The organism is Streptomyces sp. NPDC085524, assembly GCF_044541755.1.
Taxonomy (GTDB): domain Bacteria; phylum Actinomycetota; class Actinomycetes; order Streptomycetales; family Streptomycetaceae; genus Streptomyces.
Genome location: NZ_JBITTH010000020.1, coordinates 114591 through 128746, shown reverse-complemented (window position 1 = coordinate 128746; position 14156 = coordinate 114591). Strand labels below are relative to the sequence as shown.

Annotated in this window: 13 protein-coding genes; 7 read left to right on the top strand and 6 right to left on the bottom strand. The window is 74.4% G+C overall.

All coding sequences use genetic code 11. The features are described from left to right. Positions 1-2: 2 nt before the first annotated feature. A complete protein-coding gene (locus ACIGFK_RS28140) occupies positions 3-2150 on the bottom strand; it encodes a SpoIIE family protein phosphatase (RefSeq protein ID WP_400054054.1) in 2148 nt (715 codons plus the stop codon). A 4-nt stretch (positions 2151-2154) separates the two neighbouring features. Further along, positions 2155-3639: an MFS transporter gene (locus ACIGFK_RS28135; RefSeq protein WP_400054052.1), complete on the bottom strand. Its 1485-nt coding sequence runs from the start codon at positions 3637-3639 to the stop codon at positions 2155-2157. A gap of 131 nt (positions 3640-3770) precedes the next feature. Here ACIGFK_RS28135 and ACIGFK_RS28130 point away from each other — a divergent pair, with 131 nt between their 5' ends. Further along, positions 3771-4721 (top strand): LysR family transcriptional regulator, encoded by a 951-nt coding sequence (locus ACIGFK_RS28130; protein WP_376656497.1) that lies wholly within the window; start codon positions 3771-3773, stop codon positions 4719-4721. Between the two features lie 114 nt (positions 4722-4835). Then, the gene (locus ACIGFK_RS28125) at positions 4836-5597 is read left to right on the top strand and encodes a class I SAM-dependent methyltransferase (RefSeq protein WP_386468571.1); all 762 of its coding nucleotides are present in this window, start codon (positions 4836-4838) and stop codon (positions 5595-5597) included. A 9-nt stretch (positions 5598-5606) separates the two neighbouring features. On the opposite strand, the gene ACIGFK_RS28120 is transcribed toward ACIGFK_RS28125, so the two are convergent. Beyond that, positions 5607-6515 carry an alpha/beta hydrolase fold domain-containing protein gene (locus tag ACIGFK_RS28120; protein ID WP_376656495.1) on the bottom strand — a complete coding sequence of 303 codons (909 nt, stop codon included), beginning with the start codon at positions 6513-6515 and terminating at the stop codon, positions 5607-5609. 213 nt (positions 6516-6728) lie between these two features. Here ACIGFK_RS28120 and tdh point away from each other — a divergent pair, with 213 nt between their 5' ends. From tdh to ACIGFK_RS28105, 3 genes are all read left to right on the top strand, one after another. After that, the gene (gene tdh / locus ACIGFK_RS28115) at positions 6729-7757 is read left to right on the top strand and encodes an L-threonine 3-dehydrogenase (protein WP_376656494.1); all 1029 of its coding nucleotides are present in this window, start codon (positions 6729-6731) and stop codon (positions 7755-7757) included. A gap of 169 nt (positions 7758-7926) precedes the next feature. Next, positions 7927-9135, top strand: a complete 1209-nt coding sequence (locus ACIGFK_RS28110) for a glycine C-acetyltransferase (protein ID WP_376656493.1) — start codon at positions 7927-7929, stop codon at positions 9133-9135. Between the two features lie 47 nt (positions 9136-9182). Continuing rightward, positions 9183-10118, top strand: coding sequence for a LysR substrate-binding domain-containing protein (locus ACIGFK_RS28105; RefSeq protein WP_376656492.1), 936 nt, complete (start codon positions 9183-9185; stop codon positions 10116-10118). 3 nt (positions 10119-10121) lie between these two features. On the opposite strand, the gene ACIGFK_RS28100 is transcribed toward ACIGFK_RS28105, so the two are convergent. The 3 genes from ACIGFK_RS28100 to ACIGFK_RS28090 form a co-directional block, all read right to left on the bottom strand. Next, complete coding sequence (locus tag ACIGFK_RS28100; RefSeq protein WP_376656491.1) at positions 10122-10451, bottom strand: putative quinol monooxygenase; 330 nt, start codon at positions 10449-10451, stop codon at positions 10122-10124. A 48-nt stretch (positions 10452-10499) separates the two neighbouring features. Beyond that, positions 10500-11231: an IclR family transcriptional regulator gene (locus tag ACIGFK_RS28095; RefSeq protein ID WP_400054047.1), complete on the bottom strand. Its 732-nt coding sequence runs from the start codon at positions 11229-11231 to the stop codon at positions 10500-10502. 236 nt (positions 11232-11467) lie between these two features. Then, on the bottom strand, positions 11468-12247 hold the full coding sequence (locus ACIGFK_RS28090) for a DeoR/GlpR family DNA-binding transcription regulator (protein WP_386468566.1): 780 nt from the start codon (positions 12245-12247) through the stop codon (positions 11468-11470). Positions 12248-12419: 172 nt separating this feature from the next. On the opposite strand from ACIGFK_RS28090, the gene ACIGFK_RS28085 reads away from it, so the two are divergent. Together ACIGFK_RS28085 and ACIGFK_RS28080 are read left to right on the top strand one after the other, a co-directional pair. Continuing rightward, complete coding sequence (locus ACIGFK_RS28085; RefSeq protein ID WP_376656488.1) at positions 12420-13322, top strand: SIS domain-containing protein; 903 nt, start codon at positions 12420-12422, stop codon at positions 13320-13322. After that, positions 13319-14155: a class II fructose-bisphosphate aldolase gene (locus ACIGFK_RS28080; protein WP_376656487.1), complete on the top strand. Its 837-nt coding sequence runs from the start codon at positions 13319-13321 to the stop codon at positions 14153-14155. The genes ACIGFK_RS28085 and ACIGFK_RS28080 overlap by 4 nt, the downstream gene beginning before the upstream one ends. Position 14156: the final 1 nt, after the last annotated feature.

Genomic DNA, 14156 nt, shown 5'->3' with positions numbered 1-14156 from the left:
GTCTACGGCTCGCCGTTGTCCGCGTCACCGCCCGTACGGGACGCCAGCAGCAGGGCGATGTCGTCCGGCCGGTCGGCGGAGCTGCCCGCGTCCCCGATGAGCCGGTCGGCCATCTCGGTCAGCGGAGCCGGCCCGGTCGCCGCCAGCGCCGCCCGCAGCCGCTCCACACCGACGTCGATGTCGGTGCCCGGCCTCTCCACCAGCCCGTCCGTGTACAGGACCAGCACCGAGCCGGTCGCCAGCCGCAGTTCCGTGACCGGATAGGAGGCCTTCGGGTCGATGCCGAGCACCACTCCGCCCGCCAGGTCGAGCACCTCGGTCCGGCCGTCGGGGTGCCGCATCAGCGGCTGGGGGTGCCCGGCGCGCACCGCCCGCGCGTGGCCCGACACGGGGTCGAGCAACACGTAGCAGCAGCTGGCGAACTGACCCGGGTCCAGATCGATGAGCAGCCGGTTGGTGCCGCTCGCCACCTCCTGCGGGGAACTGCCGCTCAGCGCGAAGGCCCGTACCGCACTGCGGAGTTGCCCCATCGTGGCCGCGGCCGCCACGCCGTGGCCCTGGACGTCGCCGATGACCAGCGCCAGCAGCCCGTCGTCCGTCTCGATCACGTCGTACCAATCGCCGCCGACGTCCATGCCGACCGAGCCCGGCAGGTAGCGGGCCACGGTGTCCACGTGCTCGCGCACCGGCAGCCGGTGCGGCAGCAGGGCCGACTGGAGTCCCCGGGCGCGCGCCGCCTCGTTGTCGTACCGCTTCGCCCGCTCCAGGGCCTGCGCGATCAGCCCGGCCAGCGCGGTCAGCACCGTACGCTCCTCCGGGCTGAAGCCGCGCGGCGCGTCGAAGCCGAGGATGCAGGAGCCCACCGGCCGGCCGGAGGCGATCAGCGGCAGGAAGGCGCGGGCACCGACGTGCGCGTCCAGCGGGATCCCCGGATAGGCGGCGGCCAGCTTCTCCATCGACTCGAAGAACATCGGCCGCCCCGAGGTCAGCGTCTCCACGCCGGGCAGCTCCGCCTCGAGCGAGACGCCGTCGAACCGGTCGAGGAAGCCCTTCGGGAACCCCGTCTCCCAGGCGAGGTACAGGTGCCGCTCGTCGAGCATGTAGATCGCCAGCTGGCGGCCGCCGAAGGCCGGCAGCAGTTCGTCGGTGACGACCGCCGACACCTGGCGGGCCGTGACCGCCTCCGTCAGCGCGATCGCGAGGGCCACCGGACGGTAGAGCGCCGAGGCACGGTCGGCCACGGAGCCGACGTTCGGGTTCGGCTGGGCTGGCGACTCGGGAGGGTAGTCGGGCTGCTCGGCGGCGCCGATCAGCACGGTGACCCCGCCGGAACCGGGGTACAGGTCCACCGACAGCCATTCCCGGGGCCGGTGCCGGCCGCGCAGGACCGGGAAGTGCACCGTCTCGCCGGACAGGAACACGGCCCGGAAATGGTCCTCGTAGGCGCGCTTGCCCAGCCAGGGCAGGGCCTCCCACAGCACCTGCCCCAGCAGCCGTTCCCGGCCGAGGCCGAGCACCGTCGCGGCGGCCGCGTTCGCGAAACGGATCCTGCCCTGGCGGTCCACGGAGAGCACCGCCTGAGTGAGCCGGTCCACGGCGGCGCGGGCACCCCCGGCCGGGTCGGGCGACGGCATGCACACCGGGTCCCCGGACCAGAGCGCCGGCGCCCCCGCCGCCGTCAGGTGCGCGAGCTCCGCGGCCATGGCGGCCGCGGCGTCGCGCATGGCCTCCCGGTCGGCGGCTCGGACCGGGACACCGGGGGTGGCCGGGCGCACCACCATCAGCACCCCGAACCGCTCCGACCCGGCGGTGACCGGCTCGAACAGCGAACCGAAGGGGAAGGGCAGCCCGGCCGACAGCTGCGGGAAGCGCCGCATGACCGCCTCCGCATCCGGCAGGTGCACGGACTGCCCGGAGCGGTACGCCTCGGCCACCGGGTAGGGGCGGTTGACCTGCATCCGCCACCAGGACCGGAACAGCTGCCCCGGCAGACCCATGAGTACGGCCAGCAGCAGCTCGTCGGTGTGTGAGCGCAAGTAGACCCCGCCCGCGTACCCGCCGACGGCCTCCACGGCGCGCGCCGTGCCACGTGCGAGCGCCTGGGCCGTGGCGTCGGGGGCCGGTCCTGGGCTGTCCCCTCTCGCGGTCACACCGTCAGGATGCGCCCTCGGCGACGGGCGCCGCACCCCGGCGTTCGCCCCGCCGCCCCCGGCCGGAGGCGCGGTACCCGGCCACCACCCCGGCGGACACCAGCAGCAGCACCACCGCCACGGTGCGCAGCGCCGAGCCCATCGCATCCGTGAAGGCGCCGGTCTGCGCCGGATCGCCCGGGTCGCCGTGGAAGCGGGAGGCCAGCACCGTGCCGACCACCGCCACCCCCAGGGCCGCGCCGATCTCCCGGGCCGCCGTGTTCAGCCCGGACCCGAGCCCCGCCTGGTGCGCGGGCAGCTCGGTCACCACCGTCAGGGTCAGCGAGGGCGCGCACAGCCCGGTGCCGACCGACAGCACGAACAGGTAGCAGGCGTAGACCGCGTACGGAGTGCCCGTGCCGGCGGTGGAGACCATGAGCAGTCCCGCCCCGATCAGCCCGAGCCCCGCGCCGACGGGCAGCCGCGGCCCGGTGCGCTCCTGGAGCCGGGCACCGAACCGGGGCACCAGGGCCATGCCGACGGTCAGCGGAACGATCGCGAAGCCGGTCTGCACCGGGGAGAAGCCCTTGGCGTACTGGAGGTACTGCGCATTGACGAAGAAGAGGGAGAAGAGCCCGAAGAAGGCGGCGCCGATGCCGAGGGTCCCGGCGCGCAGCCTGCGCGAGGCGAAGATCCGCGGGTCGAGCAGGGGACGGGCCGCGCGCAGCGCGTACCCGGTGAAGGCGGCGAGCAGCCCGGCGCCGCCGCCGAACGCGGCCAGCACCCGTACCGATCCCCAGCCGTACGCAGGCCCTTCGATGATCCCGTAGACCGCCGAGAGCAGGGCCCCCGCGAGCAGGGCCGCCCCGAGCGGGTCGACAGCCGCGTCGGCCCGGGACGGCGTACGCGGGACCGTACGGGCGACCGCCGCCGCGAGGAGCGCACCGAGCGGGACGACGGCCCAGAACAGGGCCCGCCAGGTCAGGAACTCCCCGGCGAGGCCGCCCCCGACATTGCCCGCCAGCCCTCCGAGGCCCGCGGCCAGGGTCCAGGTGGCGAGGGCCCGGCCGCGCCGCTCGGGCGGGGTCAGGTGCACGAGCACGGACATGGTCGCCGGCATGATCAGGGCCGCTCCGGCCCCGCACAGCCCGCGCCCGGCGATCAGCACGCCCGGCGCCTGGGCCAGCGCGCTGACCGCCCCGCCCGAGGCGAACAGCGCCAGTCCGGCGAGCAGCGCGCCCTTGCGGCCGTACCGGTCGCCGAGCGCCCCGGCCGGGATCAGCAGCGCGGCGAAGACGATGACGTACGCGTCGACCGACCACAGCAGTTCGCCGGGGCTCGGCCGGAGCGCGGAGGCGGCGAGCTGCGGGATCAGCAGGTTGACGGCGGCGACCATGCCCTGGGCCACCAGGACGCAGGCGAACAGGACGAACAGGGCGGGCCGGGACAGGGGCGGGGGCTGCTGCGCCGTCCCGGCGGGGGCGGGGCGATCCAGGGCAGGGCGGAGCACGGCTCCTCCTAGGAGTCGGTGGTGAGGGGGAAGGGGGAGGCGGCGGAGCGGGACCGCGGCGCGGCCATCCCCCGCTCCTCACCGTAGAGTTGGAGTGACCTGCGTTCCAGTGCAAGTTGTGCAAGGGATGAATGCGTGTGACGCAATCCGTGAAGACTCCGGGCCCGGGCTCCGGCGTCGGCCTCGACCTCAACCTCCTCGTCGCCCTCGACGTCCTCCTGGAGGAGTCGAGCGTGTCCCGGGCCGCCGCGCGCCTGCACCTGTCCGAGCCCGCCATGAGCCGCACCCTCGGCCGCATCCGCAAGGCCCTCGGCGACCCCGTCCTGGTCCGGGCCGGCCGGACGATGGTCCCCACCCCGCACGCCCTCGCCGTCCAGGGCGAGGTCCGCGCCGTCGTGGAACGGGCCCGCTCCCTCTTCCTCACCGGCGGCCGGGTCGACCTGCCCACCCTCAGCCGGACGTTCACCGTGCTGGCCAACGAGGCCTTCACCGCCGTCTACGGAGCCACCCTCCTCACCCGGGTGACCAGTGAGGCGCCGGGGGTCCGGCTGCGCTTCCTCGCGGAGAGCCACGTGGACGTCCCGGCCCTGCGCGAGGGCGTGGCCGACCTGGAACTCGGCGTCGTCGACACCCGTTCCCCGGAAGTGCACGTCGAGCACCTCTTCGACGAGCGGATGCTCGCGGTCGCCCGCCCCGGCCATCCGCTGCTCCGCGGCCGCGTCACCCCGCGCCGGTTCGCCGCCGCCGACCACCTGATCGCCTCCCGGCGCGGCCGCCTGGAGGGCCCGGTGGACACCGCCCTGGCCGAGCAGGGCCTGTCCCGGCGGGTGGTGGGGGCGGTGGGCACCTTCCCCACCTCCCTGTTCGTGCTGCGCGAGAGCGACCTGGTCGGCCTGCTCAGCACCCATGCGGTGCCGCTCGCCGAAGCACTCGGGCTGGAGGTCTTCGAGATCCCGCTCGATCTGCCGGCGCTGCCCTTCGGCATGGCCTGGCACCCCCGCCACGACGCCGACCCGGCACATGCCTGGCTGCGCGACTGCGCACGTGCCCTGCGACCGGTGCCGGCCGGGCCACCGCAATAGGCCGACCGCTTACCTCGTCCGGGGGACGCACGGCCGTACGGACCGCCACCGCCCGCACGGCGGGGCACCATACGCACGCGTCCCACACCCCGGCGGGCCACCGGAAGGCAGAGCATGCGCTACCAGTACGACGCCATCGGCGAGCGTTACGCGGAGTCCAAGAGCACGGCGGCCTTCTCGGCGGCCGACACCCACACCCTCCTCGGAGCCCTCGACGAACTCGGCGGGGTCCGCGGCCTGGACACCCTCGACCTGGCCTGCGGACACGGCCACAACACCCGGCTGCTGGCCCGCGGCGGGGCCCGCAGGACCGTCGGCGTGGACATCTCGGAGGAGATGATCAGGCTGGCCCGCGCGCACGAGACGACCGGGCACGGGACGGACGAGCCGGACGGGGGCCGGCCGGAGATCGAGTACCACGTCGCCGACGCCGCGGGCCTGCCGGACCTCGGCCCCTTCGACCTCGCCACCGCCGTCTACCTGTTCAACCACGCCCCCGACCGCAGCTCCCTGCACGCGATGTTCCGGTCCGTCCGCGCCAATCTGCGGGCCGGGGCCAAACTCCTCGCCATCGTGCCCAATGCCGGGGCGTTCCCCCGCGTCGACTGGTCCCCGTACGGGCTCCGCATCCTCGACCGGCTCCCGGAGGGCGACGCACCCCTGCTCAAGGCGCACTTCCTGACCGAGCCGCCGGTGCCCTTCGAGTTCCGCGAATGGACCCACGCCGACCTCGCCGAGGCAGCCGTCGAGGCCGGCTTCGCCACCGTCGGCTGGCAGCCGACCCGGACCCCGCCGGCCGACCCGGTACGCGACGAGGAGTACTGGACGGGGTACCGGGCCTGGCCGGTCAGCTCGCTGATGACCTGCACGGCGTAGGCGTGGGACTCAGGCGTCCGCCGCGGCCCGGACCAGGGCCACGATCCGCTCCCGCGCGGCCCGCCCCTCCGGCACCGGCAGCAGCGGGTACCCGTGCGGCAGCCCGTCCTCCTCGTGGAACTCCACGTCCACCCCGGCGGCGAGGGCCCGGCTCAGCAGCTCCCTGCTGTCCGTGGTCAGCACGTCCCGGGTCCCGGTGAACACCGTCAGCGGCGCCAGCCCCGCGAAGGACCCGTGCAGCGGGCTCACCCGCGGATCGTCCGCGGCGAGCGTCCCGGCGTACAGCCGCCCGGCCTCGCGCAGCCCCGGGCGGGCCAGCACCGGATCGGCGGCCTCGATCCCCGCCTGGTCGGGATGGCTCATGGACACGTCCAGCCAGGGCGAGATCAGCACGATCCGGGAGGGCTGCGCCCCGGTCCGCTCGCGCAGCCGCTGCGCGGCGGCCAGCGCCAGCCCGGCGCCGGCGGAGTCCCCGATGAGCACCGTGCCGCCCGCGCCGCCGCTCTCGATCAGGCCGCTGAGCAGGTCCGCGGCCACCGGGACCGTACGGTCCGCGGTCCCGCGCGGGGCCAGGATGTACGCCGGCACGACCACCCGCGCCCGCGCCTGCGTGACCAGCTGCCGGACCAGCGCCCAGTGCGGGCGCACCAGCTCGTTGATGTACCCGCCGCCGTGCACGTACAGCACCTGGGACTCCGGCTCGCTCCCGAGCGGCGACACGTCGTACACCGGCCAGGCTCCGACGAACGTCCGGGAGATCTCGGAGACCCGGCCCAGAGCGCGGGGCGGCAGATGCGATGCGGGCCGCCGTGCGGACTCGGCGACCCGGGTCCGTACCGCCTCGGCGCTCGCGAACCGTCTTCGCCGGCCCGCCGCGATCAGCGCCGCCGACAGCGCCCTGCTGCGCAGACTCGGCACGCCCCTCACCTCCCCTTTTCCCCGGGCCGTCGTTCCGGCCCGGGACCCTGCCCCGTCACTGGAGGAGCATAGGCGTGAAGCTGCGCTGTCGACCCGCTTAAGAAAGTCTCGATGGACTGATCACCGTGCCGATCGGCAGATTGGTGCCGTCACCGACGCCGCTCGGGCCCGCACGCCCGGCGCGCCCCCTTCCGCATGCCTGGAGCCACCCCCATGAAGGCACTCGTCAAGCACAAGGCCGAGCCCGGGCTGTGGCTCATGGACGTACCGGAGCCCGAGTACGGCCCCGGAGACGTGCTGATCAAGGTGCTGCGCACCGGCATCTGCGGAACCGACCTGCACATCCGTGCCTGGGACGGCTGGGCGCAGGGCGCGGTCAAGACGCCCCTGGTCCTCGGCCACGAGTTCGTCGGCGAGGTCGCGGCGCTCGGCGCGGACGTCCGCGACATCGAGATCGGCGCGCTCGTCAGCGGCGAGGGCCACCTGGTGTGCGGCAAGTGCCGCAACTGCCTGGCCGGCCGCCGCCACCTGTGCCGCAGCACCATCGGCCTCGGGGTCGGCCGTGACGGCGCCTTCGCCGAGTACGTGGTCCTGCCCGCGCAGAACGTGTGGGTGCACCGCACCGCGGTGGACCTCGACGTCGCCGCGATCTTCGACCCGTTCGGCAACGCCGTGCACACGGCGCTGTCCTTCCCGCTGGTCGGCGAGGACGTGCTGATCACCGGCGCCGGCCCGATCGGCATCATGGCGGCGGCCGTGGCCCGGCACGCCGGCGCGCGCAACGTGGTCATCACGGACGTCAGCCCCGAGCGGCTGGAAATCGCCCGCAAGGCGGGCGCCACGCTCGCGGTGAACGTGGCCGAGCGCTCCATCGCCGACGCCCAGGCGCAGCTGGGCCTGCGCGAGGGCTTCGACATCGGCCTGGAGATGTCCGGCCGCGCCGAGGCCATGCGCGACATGATCGACAACATGACGCACGGCGGCCGGATCGCCATGCTGGGCCTGCCCGCGCAGGAGTTCGCGGTGGACTGGGCGAAGGTCGTCACCTCGATGATCACCATCAAGGGCATCTACGGCCGCGAGATGTTCGAGACCTGGTACGCGATGACGGTGCTGCTCGAGGGCGGCCTCGACCTCACCCCGGTCATCACAGGCCGCTACTCGCACCGCGACTTCGAGGCCGCCTTCGACGAGGCGTCCACCGCCCGCAGCGGCAAGATCATCCTGGACTGGACGGCGTAAGGCCTCCCGCCTCCCGCCCCACCGCCGTGCCGCTCCGCCGCGCGCCGGCACACCGGTCCCCCTGAACCATCTCCCTCCGGCCGGGCTCCGCACACCCTCCCCCCTCCGCGGGGCCCGGCCCCCTCACGTCGTCGCCTTCCTCGCCTCCGCCGCACAAGGAGAACGCAGTATGTTCGAGACCGTCCGCGAAGACCTCCGCGCCACCCTCGACGAGATCCGCGCCGCCGGCCTGCACAAGCCCGAGCGCGTCATCGGCACCCCGCAGAGCGCCGCCGTCGCCGTGACCGCCGGCGGTGCCCCCGGTGAGGTCCTGAACTTCTGCGCCAACAACTACCTCGGCCTGGCCGACCACCCCGAGGTCGTCGCCGCGGCGAAGGACGCCCTGGACCGCTGGGGCTACGGCATGGCCTCCGTCCGCTTCATCTGCGGCACCCAGGAGGTGCACAAGGAGCTGGAGGCGCGCCTGTCCTCCTTCCTCGGCCAGGAGGACACGATCCTCTACTCCTCCTGCTTCGACGCCAACGGCGGCGTCTTCGAGACCCTGCTCGGCGCCGAGGACGCGGTCATCTCCGACGCCCTCAACCACGCCTCGATCATCGACGGCATCCGGCTGTCCAAGGCCCGCCGCTTCCGCTACGCCAACCGCGACATGGCCGAGCTGGAGGCGCGCCTGAAGGAGGCCACCGAGGGCGGCGCCCGCCGCAAGCTGATCGTCACCGACGGCGTCTTCTCCATGGACGGCTACGTCGCCCCGCTCGGGGAGATCTGCGACCTGGCCGAGCGCTACGACGCCATGGTGATGGTCGACGACTCGCACGCCGTCGGCTTCGTCGGCCCCGGCGGCCGCGGCACCCCCGAGCTGCACGGCGTCATGGACCGCGTCGACATCATCACCGGCACCCTCGGCAAGGCCCTCGGCGGCGCGTCCGGCGGCTACGTCGCGGCCCGCGCCGAGATCGTCGAGCTGCTGCGCCAGCGCTCGCGCCCGTACCTCTTCTCCAACTCCCTCGCCCCGGTCATCGCGGCGGCCTCGCTGAAGGTCCTCGACCTGCTGGAGTCCGCGGGTGACCTGCGCGAGCACCTCGCCGCCAACACCGCGCTCTTCCGTACGAAGATGACCGAGGCAGGCTTCGAGATCCTGCCCGGCGACCACGCCATCGCCCCCGTGATGATCGGCGACGCGGCGAAGGCGGCCCGGATGGCGGAGCTCCTGCTGGAGCGCGGCGTGTACGTGATCGGCTTCTCCTACCCCGTGGTGCCGATGGGCGCGGCCCGCATCCGCGTCCAGCTCTCGGCGGCCCACTCCACGGCCGACGTGGAGCGCGCGGTGGCGGCGTTCACGGACGCCCGGGCGGCGCTGGAGGGCCAGGAGGCCTGAGGGGACGCGCGGGTCGGGTGACCTGCGGTGCCTGAGACAATGGTGGGGTGATCGACCCCCGCCGGCTGCGCATCCTGCGGGCCGTGGCGGACCACCGTACGGTGACCGCCGCGGCCGCAGCCCTGTACCTGACCCCTTCGGCCGTCTCCCAGCAGCTCGCGGCACTGGAGCAGGAGACGGGCCACGCGCTGCTCACCCGCAGCGGCCGGGGCGTACGGCTCACCGCGGCCGGCGAGATCCTGCTCGGGCACGCCCACGAGGTACTGGCCCAGCTGGAGCGGGCCGAGGCCGAACTCGCCGCCTACGCGGGCGGCTCCGCGGGCGAGGTCACGGTGGCCGCCTTCGCCACCGGCATCGCGGAGGTGCTCGCCCCGGCCATCGCCCGGCTGGCCCTCGAACACCCCGGCATCCGGCTGCGGGTCCGGGACGCGGAGGGCGACCAGAGCCTGCCGCTGCTCCTGGACGGCGAGGCCGACGTGGCCCTCGCCGTCGAGTACCGGGGCGCGCCGGGAGCGGACGACGGGCGGCTGTCGGTGCTGCCGCTGTACGCGGAACCCTTCGACGCGGTGCTCCCCTCGGGGCACCCGCTGGCCGACCTCCCGGCGGTGTCGCTGGCGGACCTGTCCGACTCGGACTGGGTGGGCCAGTACCCGGGCAACCCGTGCCACGACGTGACACTGCTGGCCTGCGAACTGGCGGGCTTCCAGCCCCGGTTCGTGCACTCCTCCGACGACTTCCGCGCGGTCACGGCACTGGTGGGCGCCGGGGCGGGGGTCGCCCTGGTCCCGCGGTCCGCCCTGCGCGGCATGGACCTCAAGGAGGTCCAGGTCCGCCCGGTGGCCCCGGCGGGGGGCCCTGCATCGGGCCCGGCCGCCACCCGCCGGGTCTTCGCGGCGACCCGCCGCGGCGCCGAATCGCACCCGCTGATCGCCCCGGTCCTGGCGGCCCTGGTGAGGGAGTCGGAGCGGCTGCCGGAGCATTGAGGCCTACGCCTGCGGGGAGAGCTCGGACATGGGGCCCCACCCGTGCTGGTCGGGGGCGTTCACGTTGATGATCTCGGGCGTCTCGGCGATGGCGGTGGCCATCGCGGCGAGCCCGGCCGTGAAGTGCCCGGACTTCACATGGGCGACTGCGGCGTCGTCATCCGCGAACGCCTCCAGCAGGGTGAACCGGTTCGGGTCGTCGACACTGCGGGACCAGTCGAAGAAGAGGTTGCCCGGTTCGGCGCGGGTCGCCTCGGTGAAGGGGCCCACGAGGGACAGCCACTCGTCGGAGTGCTCGGGACGGACGGTGAAGCGCACGGCGATGAAGATCATGGCTCCACGATGCCGTCCCCGGCGGCCTCCGGCCAGCCGAGTACGGGCTCATTCCGACCCTGCCGGAAACGCGGCCGCGGCCAGCACGAGGAGGGAGCTGATCTCGTCCCGGCGGCGCCGGAATTCCTCGAGGGGGAGGGAGACGGACAGGGCCCGGTCCGGACGAGAGGGCAGCGCCACGGCCAGACAGGTGTAGGCCGGGTCCGCCTCACCGACGGAGACCGCGACGCCCCGGTTCCGGACAGCCGCGAGCTCCGCCTCGAAGCGCTCCTCGTCGGTGATCGTGCGCTCGGTCAGGCGCGCCAGCCCGTGGTCGGAGAGGTAGCGCCGCCGTTCGGCCCGGGAGAGCGGGGCGAGCAGCACCTTGCCGTGCGCGGTGGCGTGCGCCCGGGTCTCCGGCCCGGGCGCGAACGGGTCCTCGGAGCCGGTCAGGGGCGTGGTGCTGTCGATGACGGTGATGCGTCCGCCGCTGTAGGCGGTGAAGTACGCCTCGGCGCCTGTGACCCGGCGTACGTGCGGCAGTAGCGCGGCGACCGCGGTCCCGGCGCCCAAGTGCCGCCGGAAGGACCGGTGCAGGGCGGGGACCCGGGGCCCGGGGGCGTACCCCTCCGGTCCCCGTACCAGATATCCGCGCGCCGTCAGCGGGCCCAGCAGGTGGTACGCGGTCGACAGCGAGCACCCCGCGCCCCGCGCGAGCGCCTTGGCGCTCACGGGTCCCGGCGCATCGGCCACCAGGTCCAGCAGGGCCAGCGCGCGGTCCACGGACTGCGGCACGGACATGGCGTCGGTCCTTTCGGGGGCGTCGGACCCACGAGCGTACCGCCGCCCGCGGCCGGCGGTGCCGGTGGTCACGACGGCTCCGGCGTCACCATCCGGGCCGGGCCCGCGGCCGGGAACCCGGGCCCGGCCCGGAACCCGGGCCCGCGGCCGGGAACCCGGGCCCGTGGTCGGGAACCCGGGCCCACGGTCGGAGACCGGGGCCGCCGAGGATGCCGGGGCCGGCCCACCGGCCGCCCTCACACCCTCACCACTTCCACCCCCGCCCCCGCGAAACGCTCCGCGACCTCGGCCGACAGGCCCGTGTCCGTGACGAGGACGTCCACCGAAGCCGTGTCGCAGATACGGGCGAAGGCCCGTACGCCGAGCTTGCTGGAGTCGGCGGCGATGACCACCCGGCCGGCCCGTTCGCACAGCAGGCGGTTGATCGACGCCTCGTCCTCGTGGCGGGTCGCCGCGCCGTCCGCCGGGTCGAAGCCGTCCACGCCGACCACGGCGGTGTCCACCGCGAGCCGGCCCAGCACCTGTTCGGCGAGGGGGCCCGTGAGCTCGTACGACTGGGGCCGGGCCACGCCGCCCGTCAGCACGATCTTGAACTGCGGGCGGATCACCAGCTCGCTCGCGATGTTGAGGGCATTGGTGACCACGGTCAGCGCCGGGGAGCCCGAGGCCAGGTCCGGACGCCCGGCCAGAGCGCGGGCCACCTCGGTGGTCGTGGTGCCGCCGGTCAGGCCGATCACCTCGCCCGGGCTGATCAGGGCCGCCACCGCGCTGCTGATCCGCTGCTTCTCGGCGGCCCGCCGTGACGTCCGGTAGCGCAGGGGGAGTTCGTACGAGACCCCGTGCGGGACGGCCCCGCCGCGCGTGCGGACCAGTAGCTGCTGCTCGGCCAGCTGGTCGAGGTCGCGGCGGATCGTCGCGGCGGACACGCCGAGGGCGTCCGCGGCCGGTTCCACCTCCAGCCCGCCCTGTTCCACGAGCAGATCCAGCAGCCCCTGCCAGCGCTCTTTGCGGGTCATCAGCAGCCCCCTCGGGTGTTGCGCCGCCTTCCGGCATGTTCTCCATTGGCCTACACGCCGACATTAACTCAGCCGATCACCCCCCATGATGCTTGAAGTTGCGTGAAACTCGCCGCTATCTTGCAGAAACACGCAAGGATGACACACTCGCACCCACCCGCTAGGGAGCCCCATGAGTCACGTCGCGTACGAGTTGAGCACTCAGCCCGAATGCTGGGAACGGGCGGCCGAACTGGCCCCGGCGCAGCGGCCGGTGCTGCCCCGGCCCGCCGACCGGATCGCGATCGTCGGGTGCGGGACCTCGTACTACATGGCACAGGCGGCCGCCGTGCTGCGCGAGGAGGCCGGACAGGGGGAGACCGACGCGTTCCCCGCCTCGGAGTTCCCGCGCCGGCGCCGCTACGACCGGGTCGTCGCCCTCACCCGCTCCGGCACCACCACCGAGGTGCTCGACCTGCTGGCCGGGCTGCGCGAGGCGGGCGTCCCCACGACCGCCGTCATCGGGGATCCGGCGACGCCCGTGATGACCCTCGCCGACGAGGCCGTGGTCCTCGACTTCGCCGACGAGCGGTCCGTCGTCCAGACCCGCTTCGCCACCACCGCCCTCACCCTCCTGCGCGCCCACCTCGGCCTGCACACCGACTCCGTGGTCGCCGACGCCCGCGCCGCCCTCGCCGAGCCGCTGCCCGCCGGGCTGGAGAGCCACGGCCAGTTCACCTTCCTCGGCCGCGGCTGGAGCGTCGGGCTCGCCAACGAAGCCGCGCTGAAGATGCGCGAGGCCTCGCTGTCCTGGGCCGAGTCCTATCCGGCAATGGAGTACCGGCACGGGCCCATCAGCGTCTCGGGGCCCGGCACCGTCACCTGGTCGCTCGACGAGGCCCCCGACGGGCTCGCCCAACAGGTGCGCGCCACCGGCTCCCAGTGGGTGGCCGGGCGGCTCGACCCGCTCGCCGAACTGGTCCGGGTGCACCGCCTCGCCCTCGCCGTCGCCGCCCAGCAGGGGCTCGATCCGGACGCGCCGCGCCACCTCACCCGCTCGGTGGTCCTCACCGCCGGAGAGGAGGCGGTCCGATGAGCCTCGTTCCCGCGGGCCCCCTGGTCCTGGAGGCGGCCCGGGCAGGCCGCGCCGTCGCCGCCTTCAACATCATCACCCTGGAGCACGCCGAGGCCGTCGTCGCCGGGGCGGAGGCGGCCGGTCTGCCCGTCATCCTCCAACTGAGCGAGAACGCGGTGAAGTTCCGCGGCGGGCGCCTGCTCCCCATCTCCCGGGCGGCCGCCGCCTGCGCGGAAGCCGCCGCGGTCCCCGTCGGCCTGCACCTCGACCACGTCAAGAGCTCCGAACTGCTCCGCCAGGCCTGCGACGCGGGCTACAGCTCGGTGATGTACGACGCCGCGCAGCTCCCCTACGCCGAGAACCTGGAGGCGACCCGCTCCGCCGCCGACTGGGCGCACGCCAACGGGCTGTGGATCGAGGCCGAGCTGGGCGAGGTCGGCGGCAAGAACGGCGCGGCCCCGCTCGACCCGCACGCGCCCGGCGCCCGTACCGATCCCGACGAGGCACGGCGGTTCGTCGCCGACTCCGGGGTCGACGCGCTGGCCGTCGCCATCGGCAGCAGCCACGCCATGACCACCCGGACCGCAGCCCTGGACCACGTGCTGCTCGCCCGGCTGGCCAAGAGCGTGGAGGTGCCGCTCGTCCTGCACGGCTCCTCGGGGCTGCCGGACGCCGAACTCGCGGCCGCCGTCGCGGGCGGCATCCGCAAGGTCAACATCGGCACCGCGCTCAACGTGGCCATGACCGGGGCCATCCGCGCCCACCTGACCCCGGCGGACCCGCGGCCGTACCTGACGGCAGCCCGCACGGCGATGACCGCGACGGCCGCGGCTATGATCAGCGCCCTGAACTGAC

Coding starts and splice junctions, on each gene's coding strand:
- tdh (WP_376656494.1), top strand. CDS start 6,729: ATGAAGGCACTCGTCAAGCACAAGGCCGAGCCCGGGCTGTGGCTCATG.
- ACIGFK_RS28100 (WP_376656491.1), bottom strand. CDS start 10,451: ATGATCTTCATCGCCGTGCGCTTCACCGTCCGTCCCGAGCACTCCGAC.
- ACIGFK_RS28080 (WP_376656487.1), top strand. CDS start 13,319: ATGAGCCTCGTTCCCGCGGGCCCCCTGGTCCTGGAGGCGGCCCGGGCA.
- ACIGFK_RS28085 (WP_376656488.1), top strand. CDS start 12,420: ATGAGTCACGTCGCGTACGAGTTGAGCACTCAGCCCGAATGCTGGGAA.
- ACIGFK_RS28110 (WP_376656493.1), top strand. CDS start 7,927: ATGTTCGAGACCGTCCGCGAAGACCTCCGCGCCACCCTCGACGAGATC.
- ACIGFK_RS28095 (WP_400054047.1), bottom strand. CDS start 11,231: ATGTCCGTGCCGCAGTCCGTGGACCGCGCGCTGGCCCTGCTGGACCTG.
- ACIGFK_RS28090 (WP_386468566.1), bottom strand. CDS start 12,247: ATGACCCGCAAAGAGCGCTGGCAGGGGCTGCTGGATCTGCTCGTGGAA.
- ACIGFK_RS28130 (WP_376656497.1), top strand. CDS start 3,771: ATGCGTGTGACGCAATCCGTGAAGACTCCGGGCCCGGGCTCCGGCGTC.
- ACIGFK_RS28125 (WP_386468571.1), top strand. CDS start 4,836: ATGCGCTACCAGTACGACGCCATCGGCGAGCGTTACGCGGAGTCCAAG.